Annotated in this window: 14 protein-coding genes; 4 read left to right on the top strand and 10 right to left on the bottom strand. The window is 53.2% G+C overall.

Annotated elements, in window-relative coordinates; all coding sequences use genetic code 11:
- Positions 1-26: 26 nt before the first annotated feature.
- The 10 genes from RIC19_RS25040 to RIC19_RS24995 form a co-directional block, all read right to left on the bottom strand.
- Positions 27-293, bottom strand: a complete 267-nt coding sequence (locus tag RIC19_RS25040) for a hypothetical protein (protein ID WP_350181132.1) — start codon at positions 291-293, stop codon at positions 27-29.
- Positions 286-795, bottom strand: coding sequence for an MOSC domain-containing protein (locus RIC19_RS25035; RefSeq protein WP_350181131.1), 510 nt, complete (start codon positions 793-795; stop codon positions 286-288). Before RIC19_RS25035 ends, RIC19_RS25040 begins: the two co-directional genes overlap by 8 nt.
- Entirely contained in the window at positions 782-1,300 is a 519-nt protein-coding gene (locus tag RIC19_RS25030; RefSeq protein ID WP_350181130.1) for a hypothetical protein, read from the bottom strand. The genes RIC19_RS25035 and RIC19_RS25030 overlap by 14 nt, the downstream gene beginning before the upstream one ends.
- 784 nt (positions 1,301-2,084) lie before the next feature.
- Positions 2,085-2,822, bottom strand: coding sequence for a S24 family peptidase (locus RIC19_RS25025; protein WP_350181129.1), 738 nt, complete (start codon positions 2,820-2,822; stop codon positions 2,085-2,087).
- A gap of 112 nt (positions 2,823-2,934) precedes the next feature.
- Positions 2,935-3,492, bottom strand: coding sequence for a GNAT family N-acetyltransferase (locus RIC19_RS25020; protein WP_350181128.1), 558 nt, complete (start codon positions 3,490-3,492; stop codon positions 2,935-2,937).
- Between the two features lie 10 nt (positions 3,493-3,502).
- Positions 3,503-4,687 carry an aminotransferase class V-fold PLP-dependent enzyme gene (locus RIC19_RS25015; RefSeq protein WP_350181127.1) on the bottom strand — a complete coding sequence of 395 codons (1,185 nt, stop codon included), beginning with the start codon at positions 4,685-4,687 and terminating at the stop codon, positions 3,503-3,505.
- A gap of 5 nt (positions 4,688-4,692) precedes the next feature.
- Positions 4,693-5,925, bottom strand: a complete 1,233-nt coding sequence (locus RIC19_RS25010) for an Nramp family divalent metal transporter (protein WP_350181126.1) — start codon at positions 5,923-5,925, stop codon at positions 4,693-4,695.
- Positions 5,926-6,014: 89 nt separating this feature from the next.
- Positions 6,015-6,260 (bottom strand): YkoF family thiamine/hydroxymethylpyrimidine-binding protein, encoded by a 246-nt coding sequence (locus tag RIC19_RS25005; protein WP_350181125.1) that lies wholly within the window; start codon positions 6,258-6,260, stop codon positions 6,015-6,017.
- A gap of 127 nt (positions 6,261-6,387) precedes the next feature.
- Entirely contained in the window at positions 6,388-7,143 is a 756-nt protein-coding gene (locus RIC19_RS25000) for a LytR/AlgR family response regulator transcription factor (RefSeq protein ID WP_350181124.1), read from the bottom strand.
- Positions 7,144-7,153: 10 nt separating this feature from the next.
- Positions 7,154-9,502 (bottom strand): ATP-binding protein, encoded by a 2,349-nt coding sequence (locus tag RIC19_RS24995; protein ID WP_350181123.1) that lies wholly within the window; start codon positions 9,500-9,502, stop codon positions 7,154-7,156.
- Positions 9,503-9,506: 4 nt separating this feature from the next.
- Here RIC19_RS24995 and RIC19_RS24990 point away from each other — a divergent pair, with 4 nt between their 5' ends.
- The 4 genes from RIC19_RS24990 (at position 9,507) to RIC19_RS24975 (ending at position 21,137) form a co-directional block, all read left to right on the top strand.
- The gene (locus tag RIC19_RS24990) at positions 9,507-9,686 is read left to right on the top strand and encodes a hypothetical protein (protein ID WP_350181122.1); all 180 of its coding nucleotides are present in this window, start codon (positions 9,507-9,509) and stop codon (positions 9,684-9,686) included.
- A gap of 279 nt (positions 9,687-9,965) precedes the next feature.
- A complete protein-coding gene (locus RIC19_RS24985; RefSeq protein WP_350181121.1) occupies positions 9,966-10,904 on the top strand; it encodes a DUF8740 domain-containing protein in 939 nt (312 codons plus the stop codon).
- 61 nt (positions 10,905-10,965) lie between these two features.
- Positions 10,966-18,198 carry a LamG-like jellyroll fold domain-containing protein gene (locus RIC19_RS24980; RefSeq protein WP_350181120.1) on the top strand — a complete coding sequence of 2,411 codons (7,233 nt, stop codon included), beginning with the start codon at positions 10,966-10,968 and terminating at the stop codon, positions 18,196-18,198.
- A gap of 71 nt (positions 18,199-18,269) precedes the next feature.
- Positions 18,270-21,137, top strand: a complete 2,868-nt coding sequence (locus RIC19_RS24975) for a T9SS type A sorting domain-containing protein (RefSeq protein WP_350181119.1) — start codon at positions 18,270-18,272, stop codon at positions 21,135-21,137.
- Position 21,138: the final 1 nt, after the last annotated feature.

The following is a 21,138-nucleotide window of genomic DNA, read 5'->3' as shown; positions in this document are numbered from 1 at the left end:
CAATCGTAGCAAGCTCCAAACATTGTCTAAGCAGGCAGCAAAATAGTAAGCTGTTCCAGTTCTTCGACCAGCCAATCGTCGAGCCCGCGGTACCAGTCGAGGTGCGGGCTTTCGGTACCACATCCACCAGCCGGGGTGGGGCACTGGGTTTTTTCCCATTGTTTTTTGCAGGAGGGGCAACGTGCAGCAGTTTCGAAAGTGTTCCAGCGATGCCCACAGGTGCAAACCCACCAGGCTTTACCATCGGGTTTCCAGTCACACTTAGGGCATAGGATTTCTACGGATTTAGGCATTTGGATTAGTTTTGGATTCAAAGACACAAACGGTGTCCCCTAACCGGATGACTCCCCCTTTGACGACGCTTGCGGTAACGCCACCGTGCCCGCGCATGGCACTATAGCCTCCATCGCCCAGGTTGTCTTCCATCCGGGAGCAGGGGTGGCAATGACCAGTTACCTCAAGGACAACCTCCGCTCCAATTTGTACTTGCCGCTTCAGCAGCGACAGCAGATTGATACCGGAGACGACCAGATTGCGGCGGGTCAGAGCGGGGTCAATACCGTCTTGCCCTAACATGGCACCTACCGCATGCAGGTGCTCTTCCTGTATGAGGGTGACTTGCCGCTTTCCACCCTTACGGCTGTAGTGGTCGCCCTCAATGCCTCCATCAGGGGTAATGCGGATGGCTTCACAGGGGACTAAAGGGCTTCTCTTTTCCGGGCGTTTACCGAGCCACGATATGCGGCCGGTTTGTGGAACATAAGATTGGAGCTCTTTCAGGTTAGGAAACTTCACGAATGCTGGCTTTTGCTTCTTTTTCAACCAGGGCGGCATCCATAAAGTTGCGTAAGCGGTGCATTTCGTCTTTGCCCAGGCGCTCGCCGGCTTTTGCAAAGAGGTATAATGTCAGGGCGATGACCGCTGCAACGGGCAGTGCCCACAGTGCCGGAGCTGACATGCCAAGGCTCAGTTGTGAAAACCCGGTGATGGCCACAAAGAGACTGATCGCCCCAAGGGAGGAATACAAAAAAACGAACATGAGCCATACGGAAGACCGGGGCCCGTAGAGCCCCCGGATAAGGGCCCCCTCGTCCGCTTTGTCTTCGATCGTGAGGCTGAGCTGAGGGGACCAGTAATGTTGTTCTTCTACTGGTATGCGCAGTACAATGTGGTGGTCCATTACGGAACCCTGTACACTTCCATCGCTTTGTTGCAGGGCTTCACTAAGGCGCTCTATCACCTGCTCGGCGCTTGCGTTGTGTTGCCGTTGGAACCGGGGCCTGATTTCAACTGTCGTCATTAATATTCTGTTGTGGTTTGACTTGGCACTGCGACGGAAGGGCTCCGCTTTATTTTTTATCTGCGACGCCTGACCATCAAAAATAAGTAAAAATTTAGAAAGGTGATGCAAAGATTCGGTAGAACTAGTCTGACTAGTCCGAAATCATGCAGCATGTTTCACGCTTGGAAGCTCTGGGTTTGCTGCAATTTTACGTTGATCCATTTCCTGCAGCATTCATAAACTTTATTAAGCGCATAAAAAAACTCCCGGGTGTTTTACCCGGGAGGCCAATCAAAAAACAGCAGGATATTAATATGTTCTTGGGGCATAGCAAGGTTAGGGTTCAACCGGCTCTCTTCGAACCCATACAACCCATTGGTAAAAGCCAAAACCGGCTTCTGCTATGCAATAAATAAATACGTGTAAATCAGGGAGTCGTCGCCCTCCTTTTATCGATCTCAATGCAAAAGAACAAGCCCTCAGAGCTTTAGAGTATGTTTGGAGGTGATTTACCTGTGAAAAATCAGTGATTTATGGTTCTGGCTAACGGTTTTGAAGGGAATTTAGCGGGCTAAGTGACCGAAAAAACCGTTAGCCATAGCCTGCCCCGCATTTCTGCGGGGGGGCATAAAGCGCTAATTTGCAACGTAAAGGTGCTCCAAAAATAGCATCTCTCAGATCCTGCCCAATCAAAACCTTTGTTGGCTTCATTCCGGGGCCGCGCTCAAAGAACCGGGAAAACCGGATAACATGGGTTTATGAAAGTATTGATTTGCAAGGAAAAGTGCTCCGGGCATCCCTTTTAGAGGTCACTAATCCGGCGCACCACCTCATAGAGGCGGGTATATTCCCCCACTTCTTCCACAAAGGGGTCGTGTTCCAGATGGTTGGCTGAAATTAGCTTCAGGCGTGTCACTCTGCCACGGTTATCGGTTACCCGCTGAACATACTTGACCCAGAGCTGACCATTGTTTTTAATTGCATAGATTTTGTTGTCCCGTATTTCATGTAGGCCACTGATTTCACGGCAGATCACCATGTCGCCATCAATGATAACCGGCTCCATACTGTTACCGTTAATCGGGAAGGCGACCAGACTTGCACCGGAAAGCCCCGGAATGCTAAAGAAAGTATTCTCCTCCTTGGAGAAGCTTTCTGCGCTAACGGTGGAGCCCGCAAAGGCCTCGGTCGTCGTAAACATAATGTTGCCGCCCATGCGGGGGGCTTCCTCCATCACCTGATCGTACTTAGGCGCTTCCAACCCGAAGGGCTCGCCCTCTCCGTCGATCATATAAGACTCATTGACACCGTACTCCCGGCAAAGAAAGCGGGCGTGGCGGTAATCAATACAGCGTTTATCATCCGGGTTGAGGAAGGCACGAATAATATGACCATAGGCACGGTTGCCCAGGATGCGTTCTGCAAAATCACCCATGCCTTTTCCGTTGCGGTCGTTTTTGACGATCTCGCCCCGTTCTTCCAGCATTTTAAAAACCGTAATAAACCTTTCATTCAATTCCCGCCTGTCTTCTCGGATCATAATTTTGAGGATTTAATTCGTGCTGATCACAGCATGAAACAAACAAAAACAATCAACTTGACTGCAAGTTAAAACAAATTTTTGTTGCAAACAAATCAATGGAGCGGGAATATCAAAAAAAATCTTTTTTCCATTCGTTGCGCAAGAGGCTGAACAGCTGTAAATGCTGATAAGCACCCTCTTTGTGAAGGGCTTCCCGGAGGTGGCCTTCACTCGTGAAGTTGAGCCTTCGGGCCAATTCCAGAGAACGTTTATTGTTTTCTGCAGTACGCAGTGCGATCCGGTTGAGGCAAAGCTCTTCAAAGGCATAGGCCAGCAAGCGTGCGCAGGAATGCGTGGCAATGCCCTTGCCCTGAAAGCTGCTGCCCAGCCAGTAGCCGAGCTCTGCCCGGTGGTGGGCCCATTCGATGCGGACGAGGCTCACAAGCCCGGCGAGTTGTTGGTCGGAGCGTACCAAAAAGGTGCAACGCTGCTGCCCTTCGTTGAAACGGATAGCGTCAAATAAAAAACGGTGGACCTCTTTGGGCGTATGAATTTGTTTCACCCAGCCCATCCAGGGCTCGAGGGCTGCCCGGCTCTGATCGATAAGGTGGAACAGGGGCGTGGCGTGCGACAGCTCGGGGCGGACGAGTTCCAGTTGAGGGTTGACAGGTAATAGTTCAGGCAGCATCGGTAGCGTTTTACTGAGACATAAGTGCTTGCAGGGTATCTGCGACCTGCTCCAGCTCTGCAGGGGTGTTGTAGTAGTGTGGGGAAAAGCGCAGCGCCCAGTCTACGCCTTTTTTCTCAAAGTCGATCATAGCACCTGATTTTCCGGAAACGGAGGCATTGATGCCGTGCTGATTCAGGTCGGGTATGATGGCCTTCGGGCTGTAGCCTTCCAGCGCTACGGTAACAATACCGCACAACTGTTGCCCATGATCAAGTACCCGGACTCCGCTCAGCCCGGCCAGCTTTTCCCGCAATTGGGCAGCAAGCATTGATACACGCGCGGCAATGGGCTCCAGTTCCAGGGCTAAAGCATAATGGGTAGCGGCGCGGGCTGCCAGGACGAGTGCATAAGAGCGCTCCCAGGTTTCAAAGCGCACGGCACTCTTCCGGGGGCGGTAGGCGTCGGGTGCTGTCCATGCGGCGCTGTGGAGGTCCATGAACCGAGGCTCCAGCCCTTCTTCCAGTACCCGGCCGGCAACGTATAGAAAACCAGCCCCACGCGGGCCGCGGAGGAATTTCCGGAAAGTGGCGGTCAGGAAATCACAGTGAAGCGCGGCCGCATCGAGGGGCAGTTGACCGGCCGACTGACAGGCATCGACCAGGTAGTAGCCGCCGTGGGCCCGGCAGATTTCTCCTATGCCCATGATGTTTTGGACCAGGCCAGAGTTGGTAGGCACATGCGTCACCGCTACGAGTTTGGGGCGGTGGGTATGAATCAGTTCTTTCAGGTGTGCGGTATCGGCCCCGCCTTCAGGTAGGGTGCGGGCACGGAGCAATTTAATGTTGTACTGTTTGGCGAGTTGCAAAAAGGCAATTTGATTGGAGACATAGTCGTCTTCGGTCGTCAGAATAGTGTCTCCTGCCTGAAAAGGGATAGCGGATAGCGCCGTATTGTAAGCCTGCGTAGCGCTGCCGGACCAGGCAATTTGATCCGGTTTGGCATTCAGCAGTTGGGCAACAGATTCGTAAAAGCCGATACTTTGTTCCCGGACAAGGGCGGCGGCTTCATATCCACCGATTTCTGACTCTAGTTGCAAGTGGCGTTGTGCGGCTTCCAGCACCGGGTTGGGCATCAGGCTGGCCCCGGCATTATTGAGGTGGATACGGTGCTGTACACCGGGCGTATCGGCTCTGAGTTGTTCGATATTGAGCATAGTTGTCAGGTGATTTGGATGAAGAAAAGTGCCAGGAAAAGCAGAAGGCTTAGGGCGAGCCCGATATTGGCCAGCCAGCCGTTGCGGGAAGTACCGGTCCAGGCAGGGTAGTTGTTCATATACAACAGCAGTGCTGCCAGGAAGGGCATGAAGAAGGCCCCCGTCACCGCGTACAGGATACCGATCCAAGCGGGTTTGCTCCAACAGACGATAGCGAGCGGTGGCACAGCCAGAAAGCCCAGAAATAAGCGGTAGGGAAGGGTAGGCCGCAGGAGCTGTTGCTTGACTGGCTTGCCGCTAAATGTGCGCACAAAATCAGCAAACAGGTAAGGCACACCGTCCCAGACGCCCAGCATAGAGGAAAAAACTGCTCCCCAAAAGCCAATCAGAAACCCCCAGCGCCCAATAGGCCCGGTAACCGTTGAGAGCTGATCTGCCAGGCTCAGGATCATGCCGTAGCCTTCCATGCGCTCTGGGCTTGCCCCGGCCGCGATGATGATCAGGGCAATGCCAAACAAACTGGTCAGGGTGTAGGCGATACCGAGGTCGATGCGGGCGTGGTTTAGAAAGCGGGGCTTCGTCCATCCCTTTTCGGCAAGCCAGTAAGCATAGCTCAGCAAGGTGACGCTACCGCCTACACCACCAATCAGCCCCAGGGTGATGAATACCGCCTCCGGGTCATCGGGCAACTTTGGAAAGACCAGTGCCGTGAGGATATCTCCCCAGTCGACGGCCAGTCCCCAGGCGCTGCTGATGACTACCACGAACATCAGGCCAATGAACCCTTTCATCAGCCGTTCCAGCAGTCGGTAGCTGCCGGCCAGCACCAGGGCTACGGCCAGCCCGGATTGTATGGCCCCCCAGATAAAAGTGCCGGTGCTTTCGTCGGGGTGAATGGGGAGTAACGTTTGTGCCGCCAGCCCGCAGAAGGAAATCAGTGCGCCTGCCACTACAAAAGACCAGAGCAAAAGGTAAACCAGGAAGTAGTAGGACACCCACTTTGGCAGGTATTTGATCCAGCCCTCGAGTAGGGTCTCCCCGGTGGCGAGCTGCCATCGGGCCACGCCTTCGTTGAGGGCAAACTTCAACAGTCCCCCCAGCAGAGCCGCCCACAGGATGACCGTGCCATAACGTGCGCCAGCTACGGAGGCTGCGATCAGGTCACCTGCGCCCACACCCGTGGCTGCGACGATAAAACCAGGCCCGAAATAGCTTAGCCGTCTTTTTAGATTGCTCATTGGGACAAGATACAAAAAACAAGGTCTGTTGGCCCTGGGGTAGAGCTTCCCCGCTCTGCTCTAGGTTCACTGTGACAACCTGCCCAAAGCTAGCCTTCGGGCACATGCAGCACCTTCATCACCATCACGGTCACCTGCTCTTCCGAAAAAGCTTCCTTGATGGCCGACTGCAATTTGGGCATGACCGTATCAAATGCCCCGAAGATTTGGGTGCTCATGTCGTTGACTTCAACCCTCAGCCCCTCCGCCTCTTTTAATTGGTCAATGAAGTCAAGAATAGGTGGCTCGTAGTCGGGGCGGAAGGGGTACATGGAGATTTCTATGGCGATTTGCATGACTGTTTTGTTTAACTTAGAGATTGTTCCGTCTCCTTTTGCGAAGAGGGGCTTATGAGAATAGAGCGTAGATGCTAAAAATAGGACCAGGCTCCAAACATAGTCTAAAAAAGCATGCATCTCTTTACTACCCCAGCTTCTGAACATGCTCCTCCAGCTCCTTACGGTTGGCCTGACTTACAGGAAGCTCTGTATCGTTGATCAGGAGGGTGCTATCCTGAAAATTTATGGCATAAATGTGGTTGACGGCAACGATATAGCGGCGGTGGATGCGCAAAAAGGTTTGTGAGGGCAGTAACTCTTCAAGTTTTTTGAGCGAGATGCGTAGGGTGAAGGTATCCGTATTAAGGACTTGCACCCTGACGTAGTTGTCATCCGACTGGGCGTAGAGGATGTCCGGAATGGCGACCTTGTAGTAAATATTTCGCTTCTTGAAAAAGAAAAACTGCCGGGTGATAAAATGCTCATGGTTCTCAATACTGATATCCTTTTCGCTTTCCTTCTGCGCCTGTACTTTGGCAATGGCCAGGTCAATAGCTGATCGAAGGGTAAGCGGTTGCACCGGTTTAACCAAATAACCAATGGTGTTGGACTGCCGGGAAGCTTCCTGATAGGGGGCATCCTGCAGGGCGGTGATGTAAAGAACGGGAATGTCGAGGTGAGCGATTTTTTCTCCTAGTTGCAGCCCGCTAAGATTGCCGTTGATATCAATATCCATCAGGATGAGGTCGGGCTCCTGACTGTAGATGTAGTCGAGTGCGGTGCCGGAGTGGTCGGCGCGTAGGGTGTCGGTATAACCCATCTCATCCAGTAGCATTTCCAGTTCGAGGGCAAAAGAGAGGTTGTCTTCAACGATCAGAATTTTTAGTGGTGTTAGAGACATCAGTATGAGGTTAAGTTGCTTTCAGGGGCAGGCTGAGGGTAAATATAGTGCCTTTTCCAATACGACTGCTTACGCCAAGCGTGGATTGATTCAGTTTTGAAAGTTCCTGTGCGAGGTGTAGGCCCAGCCCGGCTCCTTTTTCACCAGCAGTACCGGCTTCGGTACGACCTTCTTTGAGTAGGAAGAGTTCCTTTAGTTTTTCGGGCGGTATGCCCACGCCGGTGTCTCGGACTTTTAGCCTGAACAAGCCGTCATCGGTGGTGCCTTCGATGGTGATCCGGCCGCCTTCCGGTGTGAACTTGATGGCGTTGTCGAGCAGATTGCGCACGATGGTGCTCAGCGCATTGGCATCACTAAATACGATTGTGTCATCGTGTATGGCCCATTCCAAATCCAGGTGCTTGTTTTGCAGGGCGGTTTGAAATGGCGCAGCGGTATCTTCCAGTAGTGGCAGAAGCTTCACTTGGGTAGGCTGATAGGGCATGACATCGCGTTGCGTGAGGGCCCAGTTGAGCAGGTTTTCAGTGAGCTGACTAAGCCCGGCGGCATCCTGCTCAATTTCTTCCCCGAGCTGTTCCAATGTGCGGAAATCCTTCTTGCGCAGCAGGTAGTTGACTTTTTTGGTGATGCCCCGGAAGGCAATGGCCGGCTTGCGCAGGTCATGCCCGATGATGGCAAAGAGGCGGTCTTTAGTTTCGTTGAGGCGCTGTAGCTGATCGTTCTGTCTGGCGATAGTCCGATTCCTACGTCGGGTATTCCAGAAAAAACCAAAGCCAAGGGCAGCCAGAGCAAGCCCGCCAAGAGCGATGATCATATTCTGAGTAGCTCTGGCTTTTAGAATGGCCTCCTCTTTGGCTTTCTCCACCTCCAGCTTTTGCCTTTCCAATTGGAACTCAAAGTCTTTGCGCTGCTCGGCCAGGCGCTCCAGGTCTTGGCTTTTATTCAGGGTATCCTTAAGCCGGTTGATGATCTCCGCATACTCCAGTGCCTGCGCAGTTTGCCCCACCTCCTTATAGGCTTCGAGCAGGTACATGGCTTTCTCAAGCGCGATGACCGGGCGCCCCGTTTCCATATTGTAGTTATAAGCATCCGAGAGGAAGGGAATGGCACCGGAGTAGTCTTTAAGATCGAGCCGGAGCGCGCCTTCCAGAGCGTAGTAAGAATAAAGCAGTTTGGGGGAGGCAAAGGATTCGGACAAATCTGCAAGCCGCCTGGAAATAGCCTTAACCTCCTTTATCTTGCCCTGTTTGAGGCGTGCTTCCCCCAGCCCTACGAGGGCCAGATCCCGGTAGCGTTCGAATTGCAGACTGTCAGCAAGAGCAAGGGCGTTGTTGTAATAGTACGCCGCTGAATCATATTGCTCTGTCATTAAGTAGGTGTACCCCAAATCTGTCAGGATATTTGCTGTACCATTGGCATCATCCGCTTCGCCTGAAAAATAGCCAAAGGCTTCCGTTAGGTAGCTTCTTGCGTTTAGAGGGTTATCCCGATCGATTTCAATTGTGGCCATGCCCAGGAGTGCACTGTGCATAGCTCTTTTATGACCGTTTTTTTGCGCTAGTTCGAAAGCTTCAGAGTAGGCATCAAAACTTTCGTTACTGCGTCTCATGTTGTGAAGGGCATCCCCTTTACTACACAGCGTAAATGCGGCATTATCGAACCGCTGATTGCGCAGGTGGAAGTCGTAAATCGATTGGATTACCTCAAGCGTGCCAGGCAGGTCATAGTTTTCCCGCCGGAGTATAAGGAGATTGTTCATAGACCGCATCAGACCGCTGGAATCCTGCAACGCGTCGTACTTTTCAATAGAGGCTTGGTAGTACAGTTCCGCTGAGTCTTTTACGCCTTTGTAATGGTAAACCGTAGCCAACTGGGAAAGGAGATAAGCTTCAGCCTCTTTTTTACCATACTTTTCTGCTTTTTGCAATGCAGCCGAGTAGATAGCGGCAGCCTTGTCATTATTGCCCATAAGGCTGTACATCACCCCTTCGCGGGCCGAAGCCTGCAACGCATCCCCTTGTTGGTTACTATTGAGGTATAATTTTGCGGCACCGGCAAATTCGTCTGCCGCCCTTTGGTAGTCTCCATCGAGATAGGTTACAATGGCTTTTCTGTAGGTAGCATAAGCACTAATACTGTCTATGCTTAGCTGCTTCGCTAATTCGTCTAATTGCTCTATGTATTCAAATGCTGCTTCCCGCTCACTATTCCAGGTGACATCAATTAAAGCTTTTAAAGTATTCGCAGCATCTATGCCCCGGGCATCAGCCAGTACTTGTTTCAGGCTGTCAATATTAGGTTGGTCATTATTTGATCGCACCAGAAGAGGAAGCAGCAAAAGAAGAATTGCAAATCCCATGGCTTTGAACAATAGCGAGGTGCCAATAGAGCAGGGTATTCGGGCGCTGTTTAATTTGTATCCCGGAACAGCGCAAGCGAGCCAGGCAGAAATGAAAAAAATCGGGATAGCCATAGCCATGTTACTGATGAGCGTTTTAAAGTTTGCGATCATTCTTTATTGGGCGTTGTCTCCCCAAAAATAACGCCTTTCCGATATTTTTTCAGTAAAACCAGAAAAGGTGACCAGCAAAAGGCTCTCCTCCATTTCGTTTGCCACAGCTATCATCGCGTTTACCACACCTGGGGCAGCGTTCGCCACATTTTACCATTTCGCTTTTTTGTTAGATTTATTTTTGACCCAACAGGATTCCCTCCCTGCCAATCAATAATGTCAAAACTGATAACCTACTTAATTCAGATTGATCTTTCGTGGACTTCTCCCGTGGTCAACCTGCTCTTCGTTCTTCAACCAATCATAAATTATGAAAAATTTACTACAAACACTTTGTGCCATATTCCTGATTACGGCCCTGGCTTTCACCGCCACCGCTCAGGATGAAGACTTTAAGATCAGCATACAAGGTACGCTGAAAGATGCCAACAGCCTGGCGGTAGACGATGGGCAGCAAACCATCACCTTCCGCCTCTACGATGATATGACCGGCGGGACCGTAAAACATGAAGAAACCGCCGATGTACAGGTGCGCGGCGGGGTGTACAACTACCTCCTCGGTACCAACGAGGAATTGGAGCCAGAAGACTTCGTCACCGCCCTCTACCTCTCACTGGAGATCAATGGCAATGAGCTCTTCCCCCGCACCCAAATGACCTACTCGCCATACTCCCTCTCCGTGAGCACCGCACAGCAGGCCATCCGTCTGACTTCGGGCACAGAAACCTGCTCCGGCTCCGTGGGCGATATCAAGCACTCCATACTAAACCCCACCGATTTTGCCGAAGAAAACGGCGACTGCTGGGTACCTATGGATGGGCGGGCTATCCCGGGGACCAAGCTGGCGGACACCTATGGCTGGAGCAGTGTACCGGATATGAGCGGTTTGTTCGTAAGGGCTACAGAGTACAACGAGGGCAATGACCCTGGACGTGTCGCTATGTCTGCACCTTCGGTACAAGCTGATGAGTTTAAGGAACATCAGCATACTGGTGAAACGGATAACACCACATCCACCGTGCAGCATGGCGGAGAGCATAATCATCTTATCAGATATTCTAACGGTGATACTGGCCATGGAAATGTCGCTGATGGTTCTGCAAACGATGGTTTCTTGAGTACTCAGAATGATGGGGCGCATTCTCATACGATGAATCCACATAAACACTCCTTTACAACAGATAACACCGGGGGTGCCGAGACTCGCCCCAAAAACATGAACTTCTTCATTTACATCCGGGTCGACTAATCCGGGTTGAATCGGCCTTTTTTATCTCTCCGTATGAAAAGCGGAGCCAAAAAATAAAACAATGAAACACCTTTATATAATGGTGTGCATGCTGCTGCTAGGGAGCCCGGCCCTTTATGCACAGCTCGACACCACCAACTGTAATCCAACCGAAGGCCTGCCGGTAGCACAGGCTACGGTCCAATTCTACTACGGTAGTACGGCAGACGCCTTCAGCAACCTCAACCGGGCTAATGTGACAATCGGGCAGCCCCTCATCGGCAGTACGCTTTCACAAGAGAACACGGCTGATTTCGGCTTTTGGGCCTCCTTTGTCAGCCCGCCACAGCCACCTGTGGTCATGGCTACACAGGGCGACTTTCCTGACCGTGTAGAACTGATGTGGGAAATGGATGCCCTCAGCCCACAGGCTTCCGAGGGCTTCACCATCGTGCGCGATGGTGCTTTTCTGTCTGATGTGGACCCGGGTATTTTTCAATTCATCGACTTCAACGTACAGGCGGGGGAGTTTTATGAATATTCGATTGTGCCCAAGAACCAATTTGGCTCGGGCAGCGCGGGTAGAGACATCGGCTTTGTCAACCCCAATGGCGTGGTGCTGGGCAAAGTGACTACCCAAAACGGCAACCCGGTCGTGGGTGCTGTGGTTACCCTGACGCCCACGGTTGGGCGCTCCATGGCCTTTGACGGGCAGGGCGCCAACCTCTGTGTGTCCCACCACCCGGCTATCCCGTACGAGATGTTTACCGCATCGGCCTGGGTGAAGCTGGGCGATGGCAACGACCGGGCCGGTATTTTCGACCTCGGTTCGGACCTCAACCGCAACTATTGGATCCTGACCACGCCTGCGGGAATGGGCAAGGGTATTGTGGTCGGTGTAGGCAATGGCACCGGAGCGGAAGAAATCACGTATGCCTTTGAAGACGAGCCCGACGGCTGGCATCATTTGGCAGCGGTCTACGGTGGCGGCACCCTCATTCTTTACGTAGACGGGAAGTTCATCTCCACGGTAAACGTAGATATCACATCCGACGATGCCACCTACGCTATTGGTTCCCGCCGCGATCAAACCGGCTTTTTCAATGGTAATATCGACGATGTGCGCCTGTACAACCGCCTGCTGCCGCAGTCAGAGCTTATCCTGACGAAGGACATCACGGTTTCCAAAAATACAGAAGGTATTGTCGCTTACTGGAAGTTTGACGAAGGCCGCGGCCGCAAAGCTTTTGATCTCTCCAACAACGGTATTGACGCAGCCATCAACTCAGCAACTTTTAGCAGTGATACCCCCGACCTCCTCAACGCAGGTATTACGGATATCGACGGCTTCTACGCTATCGAAGGGGTGAACTACAGCACGGTGCAGTCCTTCACCGCCCGGCCGGGCAAGATTTTTTATGACAATTATGCATTAGAGTTTAATGCGGCTTATGAAGCTTATGCCACGCTGACCGATTACGACCTGGCAGACTCTGCTACGGTGACGCTCACGGTACAGCCCTTTGACATACAATCCCGCCAAACGCTGCTTTCCAAGGGCAGCGGCGATTTTGAGTTTTTCATCGACAACGGGCAGTATCAGCTTACGGTCAACGGGGAAACGCAAATATTGGGTATGCCTTCCGATACCGGCTATCAGCACCTGACGTTTATTATGGACGCTGGCAACAACGAAGTCCGTTTCTATCAGGAGAATGCCGATGTGGTTACCCTAAGCTACGGTAGCCTCACTGGCGACTGGACGGGCGAGCCCTGGGTACTGGGTGCTAAAGGTGCTACCATGCCTCAATATTTTTATACCGGCCTGATTGATGAGGTCGCGTTTTATGACGTCATCCTGCCAGATACCGACCGGGAATTAATTGCCTCCCGTTTTGGCGATGGAGGCACAGATACCGGCTACGACGGACTGGAAGTTTACTTCCCGCTCAATGAAGGCGAAGGCGAAGAACTATTCGACTTTGGTGCCTTGATGACCGGGGAAGGAGCTATTCAAAGTGCCGTCTTTTCCACCATCGCCAGGGTACAGGACGAACGCCCGCATGAATTCAGCCCCAATGTACGCGTGGTGAACATCAACAACACGAATACCGCGGTCAATAATGTGGACTTCACAGATGAGTCTACGGTGCCCATTTCCGGGGTCGTCCGTTTTGAGAACACCTTCTGCTATCAGGACAGTGTGGAGATTCTGGTGAATGGGGCTTCTTATGTCCCGCCTATTTTCACCAATGAGGAAGGGCGTTTTGTGGCGGATTTTGAGCCGGGTGCTAATGTGAAGCTGACGCCCAAATTTGGAGCAGACTCTACTGCCCATGATTACTTCCCGGGTTTCTTCGAAGCCCGCAAGCTGAACTCGCCAGTCGCTAATGTACTCTTCCAAAACCTGACCAAGCGGGAAATTGAAGGGCAGGTCTACGGCGGGCTTTGCCGGCGCTCTGTCATCCCCCCGGATGACAATGGAGACCCGGCGGCCATCGTAAAGGTCAAGCTCTCTGCACTGAATGGCTGCTACGAGGAAGAATTACAGCTACAGACGCTCGACGGTAAATTCAAGTTCGACAATATCCCGCCTATTCCGGTGGCAGTATCCGTGACGGAGCACTCCAATAGCGTGATTTACGATTACTTTCAGGTGCAGGGTGGTACAGAAGTCGACCTGCGTAACATTCTGAAAGACACAGTTGACTTTATGTACATCAGTCCGCCCAATGTGGAGATTGCGGAAATCAGGAGTGGGCTTTTGGGCAACGAGTGTGACCTGCCTCTGATTAAAGACTCACAAGAGTTCTCCAATCCAAAATTATACTCCAATGATATTCGGGTCTTTCAAACCTACGATGGTGGGGTATGCTACCTCGACACCTTTGCACTGTCTATCAACAACGGTATTCAGGAAAGCGATCAGGAGCAAATCTTCAGTGATTCCAGCACCTACGTTTACGAATGGTTTGCCAATAACCCCAATATGCTACCGCCTCACACCAAAAACATGCAGGTAACTGCTGAGGTAGAAGGGCTACAGGCTACGGAGACTTATGGGGTCATCGTTCTGGGTGAGCGCCAATTACCCGGTACAATATCGACTTCCGGGCCTTCAGAGGTCTTTGGGATTGTGTACGATCCTCCGGGAGATGGCTCCTTTGCTACTCTGGCTCAAGGCACCGAGACTTGTGTGACCTGGGAAGATGTGAACGTCAATTCTGAAAATGCAAGTACGGATATTGCACTTAAGAAAGGGAAAAAGCTAGAGTTATTCAAAGGGCTAGGAGGAGGAATCATTACTACCTTCGAAGCCTCAAACACAACTACAATTTCTGGTTCCTTTGAGGCGAGTCAATCCAACTCCAATGAAGCAGAGTTTTGTTTCACAACCACTAAGGAAATCAGTACTTCAGACGGTGATGATATTTGGGGTACTTACGCTGATGTTTACTTTGGGGCGGCTACTAACTTTGAAATTGGTGCCAGAGATATTTTGGATTATGATTTCGATAATTGCAATTTCACCTTCGATCAGGTTTTGACGATTGCACCCATTGGGTTTGCAACGGACTTCGTGTTTTCCGAATGGCAAATCATAACGGAAGTCATCCCTCAGTTGGAGGAAATTATTGCCAACCCTACTGTTTCCGAGGTGCAACGAGAACAGGCACAAATTTCAAGGGACAAGTGGGTAACCGAAGTCGCTAATAAACGCGCTCGTCAGAGAGCTGCGGAATATTCGAGGAACATCACGTTTGATGCGGCTACCACATATACCGAGACGACCTCAAGTACGATGACGGGCACCAATACGTGGACTACCACAATTGGTGGCGGTGGGGGTATTCAGAATGAGCATGGATGGGAATATAGTGGCTTTGGTGTAGACTGGACAATACAGGCAAGCTATAACCACACCAACGAAACTACAGAAGGGATATCTAGTAGCAATACTGTTGAAACTTCCTTCACACTTGCAGACGATGACCTGAACGACTTCTATTCTATAGATATTGCCACTGGCCCACAACCCAATATAGGGTTTGATGACCTGGAAGACTTGGAAGATGAGGTCGATGCCCTGGAAGACCAGATTTCTTCCCTGTACGAGTTTGATAATTCCATTACCAATACCAATTACCAGGTATCAAGCCTTAGCAAAGCTCCTTTTGCTACCGCCCCCATGTTCAAACTGGTAGGCGGAGAATCTATGTGCCCCTGGATACCCGGTACCCGCAACCGGGAGGAGGTGTCCGTTCAAGTCGCTGAAAATGTAGCCATTAATGTACCGGACAATACCCCGGCCGTCTTTCAGGTCACGCTGGGCAGCATTGGTCCCAATGGTGTGGACGGGCTGATTTATGAGCTTGGAGTTGACGAAGGCGGTAACCCTGATGGGGCATTGATTAAGCTGGACGGTGAGCCTCTGATCAACCCTGTAGAGTTCCAGTTCATTGGCAATCAATCCTTCAACAAAACGGTTACGGTGGAGTACCCTAATACCGGGCAATTCACATTCGAAGACCTGGGGCTGTATTTTGCCTCTACCTGCCAAATTGAGCACTCAGAATCTGTAGGTTTCGACGCCGGAGATGGCGGCTTCCTGATTTACGATGAGTACCAGCCTGTCGCACTGCAGAATGGCGAAAAGGAGGTCTACAGTCGTTTCTATCAGCCCCTGGAGCTCGATGTGTTTTTCATAGAGCCTTGTACGCCGATCGACATTGCCTTCCCGCTGCAGAATCATGTGGTGACGCCGGGTAACGAAAACCTCTTTGTCACCCTCAGTGAGTATGACAACGAGGACGCGGATTTAGACATAGTCCGTTTGCAGTATCGCCCTATTCCGGGCGATGGCTCCTGGATCAACATCCTGGAGTTGCCCGCGGACAGCTTCGCCAACGATCCCGTTTTCAAGATCGTGCAGTGGGACATGATGGAGCTGAAAGATGGAGCGTACGAACTAAGGGCTATTGCCGATTGTGCAGGCACGATCGGTGGTGACCTCTCACCTGGTATTTCAGAAGTCATCAGGGTGGTCAAGGAGACGGAGGCACCCGAACTGTTCGGTGCACCGCAGCCCGCCGATGGTATCCTGGGCCGGGGCGATGAGATCTCCATCACCTTCAATGAGGCAATCAATTGCAATAAAGTCTTTGATGCCGACGGAATCGGGACCAACATCAACCTGAATAACATTGCTTTGATTGATACAGAAACAGGAGCACTCGTACCCTTCAGCAGCCAATGTGTGGGCGATAAGATCATCATTACGCCTGAAATACAGACGAAGTTTATCAATGGCAAAACGCTCCGGGCAATAGCCACAGATATTGAAGACCTTGCCGGTAATCCGATGGAAGTACCTATTGGCGCTCCCGGTAGCCCAACCGTCAACTTCAGAGCGTGGGAATTCCTGGTTGACCTGAACCCGCTACGCTGGACTGCCGGCTCAGACATCGACGAAGTCGTAAACGAAGGCAATAGCTTAGTCGTTACCCGGGATATCGTCAACCAAAGTGGTACCCCTATGAATTTCTCCATCACGGGGCCACGCATTAACAACCCGGACGGCTCGGTTGCCTATGGTAGCATCCCCTCTTGGGTGACGGTAGCCCCCACAGATGGCACCCTCGATCCGGGTGAGCAGGAAGAGGTTACTTTTGTCTTTGCGGACAACCTGCCGCAAAATGAATACACCACTCAAATCAATGTAGTGGGAACGGACGGTAACAAGACGATTGATGTTGACCTCCGGGTAGCCTGTGAAGGGCCCGGCTGGGAAGTCAATCCTGCCGGCTTCGCCTACTCTATGACGATGACCGCAGAGCTCGACATTGAGGGCACCATGTCTACCGACAACCTCGACCTCATCGGTGCCTTTGTTGGTAGTGAACTGCGCGGAGTAGCAGCCGTAGAGTACGTGCCGGAAATCCAGAAATACCTGGCGTTCCTGACCATCTACAGCAACAACCTGGTAGGCGAGACGGTCACCTTCCAGATTTGGGATGCCCGCGAGTGTACGCTCTACGGCAGCACGGACGAAAGCTTCGACTTCGTAGCCGATGACCTGATCGGGTCTCCTATTGCGCCTCAGGTTATCCATACCAATAACCTGCTGCTGCGTAAAATCCCGATCTTCCCGGGCTGGAACTGGATATCCTACAACCTGGAGCTGCCGGACCCGGGCATTAATGCTGCACTGGCAAGCCTGACCCGCCCGGAGGATGCGACCATCAAGGGTCAGACGAGCTTCAGCCAGTACTTCAACGGCGGCAGCGTCTGGGCCGGCTCCCTCACCGAGCTGTCCCACCTGACGATGTACCAGTACAACGGCACCGCTTTCGATAGCCTGGTGATCTTAGGCAATCCGATAGACCCTGCTACGCCCATGAGCTTGTCCGCGGGCTGGAACTGGATCGGCTACCTGCCACAGGCGGGCATGCCGGTCAATCAGGCCCTGGCATCGCTCAGCCCGCTCAACGGCGATATCATCAAAAGCCAGGCTGGTTTTGCGCAGTACGTTGCCGGCGTTGGCTGGGTGGGTAACCTCAATTTTATGAGCTCGCCCAATGGCTACCTCCTCAACCTGGGCGCGCCGGGCACATTGATGTACCCGGAGAGCTTCAACGGGCCTAATGTGGAAGCCTTCCGTAAGCAGAACGGTGTCGAAACCCGCAGTGCTTCACAGTGGGAGGTAGATCCGCATCAGTATGAGCACAGCATGAACCTGATCGCCGTAGTCACGGATGCTGAAATGGGCAACCTGCTGCACGAAGAGGACGAAGTGGGGGCCTTCATCAACGGTGAAGTGCGCGGCAGCGCGCAGCCCATCTACGTAGAAGCGATAGATGCCTACCTGCTCTTCCTGACGGTTTATGGCAATGCTGAAGGCGGTGACGTGGAGTTCAAATACTACGACGGTGCAGACGGGGAAGTCAAAACCATCGAAGAGTCCTTTGTTTTCATCGCCAACGACATCCTTGGTACGGTCAACCTGCCGGAGCCGCTGACGCTGCAAAGCGTGACGGGCACCGAAAGCCTTGCCAGCGCTGCGCCCCGCTTCGAGCTCTACCCCAATCCTGCAACGGACCGGGTGTACCTGAGCTTTGACGCACCGGCAGCTGCTGAGATCATGGTGGTGGTCATGGATGCCACTGGACGGGAAGTCGCCCGCATTGAGACAGAGGCGACTGCCGGCAGCAACCTGCTGGAATGGCGCCCCAATAGCCTCGCTGCCGGGTTGTACTTTGTCACTCTGCACGGTAACGGGCAGGTACAGTCAGCGAAATTGAACTTACAACCTTAATCAGCCTGTTGCACGGAGCAGGGCCCCGCAAGCCGGGGCCCTGCGCAGGCAACGACTCAAAAGCATAATCTATGCGATATATATTTATCATGCTGCTGACCGCCATGGCTTTCAGGGCATCGGCAGGCCCACCGGACTGGGCGGCGCCAGAGCCCGGAGGCTACGACTATTCAGCAAGCATCAACGCCGCCCTTGTGGTCAATGAGGCGCTGACGGCCAATGCGAATGACCTCATCGCTTTCTTTGCCGATGGCGAGCTGCGTGGCGTGAGCGCGCCGGTAACTATCAACAATCAGGTCTTCCACCTGACCACCGTCTTCTCCAATACCGCTATCGGGGAGGAACTGGAAGTCCGGATTTACCTCGCGGCCACCGATGCCATTTATACGGCGCAGGAGCCTTACGCTTTCGTCCATCAGGGTGTCAGCGGCAGCTTTGATGCGCCCTATGAAGTTGAAGTGTTCACGGACGGGGACGCGCCCATCGCCCTTCAGGCCTTACCGGCGCAGCAGACCCTTCAGGGCGTGCCCTTCGCGCCCCTAAACCTGCAGCCCTTCCTGGAGCGGCAGGACAACGACGGCATCGTCTGGTCGGCAGATTTCAACCCATACCTCCTGGCATTTTTTGACGGGGCGGAGCTTACGCTTATCCCTACAGACCCGAACTGGTTTGGGCCAACAACGATCACGGTGCGCGCTACCGAGCAGACTACCAATGCCTACTTTGCCACAGCGGAGCTTAGTGCCACCATTCAGGCAGCCTACGCCGGCCCGCAGTGGGAGGAGATCCCTGTGCAGAGCGCGGAGCCACAGTTTGGCTTTGGGCTGCTGGACCTGCCCGGTTTTGAAGATGCCTACGCCGGGCCCTGCCTGGATTACAGCCTGACACCTGTATTAGCCACGGCAGGCAGCCAAACGGAGCCGCCAGCCAGCTGGAGCATGCCGCTTTTGCAGCAGTCGTTCACGATGAACATCTCTGCCCGCGCACAGTATACGCACTGGCTGCCTTTGGGCAGTGAAGCGGACCGTCTGGCCTTCTTCATCGATGGGCAGTTGAGCGGTACGGCCGCTCCGGAGCTGATCAACGGGCAGACGTACTACTTTGCCACTGTCCACCACGCGATGCCGGCAGGCGAAGTGGAAGTGCGCTACTTCAGCGCGGTCCACAAAGCCTTGTTCACTTTGCCTGTAACGCTCGATTTTGGAGGCAGCGGGCAGTTGGGCAGCCCGGATGAGCCGCTGGTGCTTGATTTTTCGCCTTTTTTCTTTGAGCTGGACGAAGCCGGGCAACTGGGCATTCTGCCACAGGACACCTCCTTCCGGGGCGCCCACCCGTACACTTTCCTGGCAGAAGACTGTGATTACCCGGAAGCTTTGCAGGATACGGTATCTACGCAGTTGTGCTACGACATCGACAGCGATCAGGACGGGCTTTGCAATATCCTCGACCCGGCACCTTTCGACCCCTGTTTTCCGGACAGTACACCGCCGCCCCTAAAGGTGCTGGACAGTAATGGGGACACGCTCGTCCACAAAGGCTTGCTGGAAGTAGCCACTGACCCCGGCGATTGCCACTATTCTACCATCTGGCGGGCCTTCTCCATCGAAGACTGCTCGGGCGTGACGGTCACCGCCACACTGGAAAACATGAGCGGGCAGCCTGTGGGGCAATTGGAACTAGTGCTCCTCGACGCTGCCACCGGGCAGTACGCCCTTTACCTCACTGTGCCACAGGGCGAGTGCGAGCTGGAGGTTATTGCCACCGACGATTATGGCAATGCAGAAGATTTTACCTACACCTTTATCGTAGAAGATGAAGAAGCGCCACAGCTCTCCTGCCTGGACGTATTCGTACCCCTGAGCTACGACGGCACCGGTGAGCTGCTGGCCGATGAGGTGCTCGACTTTGCCAACAGCAGCGACAACTGTGGGCTGGATTACGGTACGCTGATGATCAGCCAAACGGCTTTTGATTGCAGTAACCTGGGCGTACAAAGTGTGGAACTGACCGCTTCGGACATCCACGGCAACAGCAGCAGCTGCACGGCTCAGGTGGAAGTTTTTATCGACGAGAGCATCCCGCCGCCCTGGGGCACAGCCGATATTAGTATGGTGCCGGGCAGCAGTACCTATGCTTACGACCCCTGCGCCACGGACAATCCGGATGAAGGGCACTTCAGGATTGAAACTACGGCTTACAACCCCGCTTCCGGCGGGGCTGACGAACTAGCTACCGTGGTGCAAGAGCTCTGCGGAGAATCAAGCATCCGTGCGGAAGTGCAGTCCGTTGGACAAGGCACCTACGCCGGCATCTTCATGCGCAACAGCAGTGCCCCCGGCTCGCCTATGGCCGGTCTCTTTACCAATTTGTCCCCGGTATTGCGCTGGGAGAACCGTTTGCAGGCCGGTGGCGACAAGTCATTTACGCCATTTCAGGCAGTGGGCACCCCCGTGATACTGGGCATGCGGCGAAAAAACGGGCTAATACAAGCCTACTACCGCCACATTAGTGGTAATAGCTGGCAGCTAATAACACAGATGGAGGACCACCTTGAGGAGTGCGTAGAGGTAGGCTTTGGCGCCTTTACGAATGTCCCGAATGGGGCCGCCACCGCCATTATTGGGCCGGTGAATACCAGTGGGGCCTCCAACACTACGGAGTTTGGCGGGCCGGTTTATGAGCTGGCCTGGGCTTCTGGCAACAGCATGGAGCTTTGGCCCAACCCGGCTTCACGCAGCATCAACTTATCGCTGGGCGCTCCATTGGAAGCCCAGGTGCAAGCCCGCCTGATCGACGGTATGGGGCGTCAGGCGCGGTTGTGGGCACTGCCAGCCGGCGCAGCGCAGCACCAACTGAGCATTGATGGGCTGCCTAATGGCTTGTACTGGTTGCAGGTTGGGCATGAGTCCGGCGGGCAGCGGCTGGTTGTACAACATTAGG

Origin of the sequence: Phaeodactylibacter sp., from assembly GCF_040219495.1 — a bacterium.
Lineage (GTDB): Bacteria > Bacteroidota > Bacteroidia > Chitinophagales > Saprospiraceae > Phaeodactylibacter.
This window is presented reverse-complemented; position numbering and strand designations above follow the sequence as displayed.

Excerpts from the sequence above, each read along its gene's own strand:
- RIC19_RS25040 (WP_350181132.1), bottom strand. The coding sequence starts at position 293 with ATGCCTAAATCCGTAGAAATCCTATGCCCTAAGTGTGACTGGAAACCC.
- RIC19_RS25030 (WP_350181130.1), bottom strand. The coding sequence starts at position 1,300 with ATGACGACAGTTGAAATCAGGCCCCGGTTCCAACGGCAACACAACGCA.
- RIC19_RS25025 (WP_350181129.1), bottom strand. The coding sequence starts at position 2,822 with ATGATCCGAGAAGACAGGCGGGAATTGAATGAAAGGTTTATTACGGTT.
- RIC19_RS25020 (WP_350181128.1), bottom strand. The coding sequence starts at position 3,492 with ATGCTGCCTGAACTATTACCTGTCAACCCTCAACTGGAACTCGTCCGC.
- RIC19_RS25015 (WP_350181127.1), bottom strand. The coding sequence starts at position 4,687 with ATGCTCAATATCGAACAACTCAGAGCCGATACGCCCGGTGTACAGCAC.
- RIC19_RS25010 (WP_350181126.1), bottom strand. The coding sequence starts at position 5,925 with ATGAGCAATCTAAAAAGACGGCTAAGCTATTTCGGGCCTGGTTTTATC.
- RIC19_RS25005 (WP_350181125.1), bottom strand. The coding sequence starts at position 6,260 with ATGCAAATCGCCATAGAAATCTCCATGTACCCCTTCCGCCCCGACTAC.
- RIC19_RS25000 (WP_350181124.1), bottom strand. The coding sequence starts at position 7,143 with ATGTCTCTAACACCACTAAAAATTCTGATCGTTGAAGACAACCTCTCT.
- RIC19_RS24995 (WP_350181123.1), bottom strand. The coding sequence starts at position 9,502 with ATGGGATTTGCAATTCTTCTTTTGCTGCTTCCTCTTCTGGTGCGATCA.
- RIC19_RS24985 (WP_350181121.1), top strand. The coding sequence starts at position 9,966 with ATGAAAAATTTACTACAAACACTTTGTGCCATATTCCTGATTACGGCC.
- RIC19_RS24980 (WP_350181120.1), top strand. The coding sequence starts at position 10,966 with ATGAAACACCTTTATATAATGGTGTGCATGCTGCTGCTAGGGAGCCCG.
- RIC19_RS24975 (WP_350181119.1), top strand. The coding sequence starts at position 18,270 with ATGCGATATATATTTATCATGCTGCTGACCGCCATGGCTTTCAGGGCA.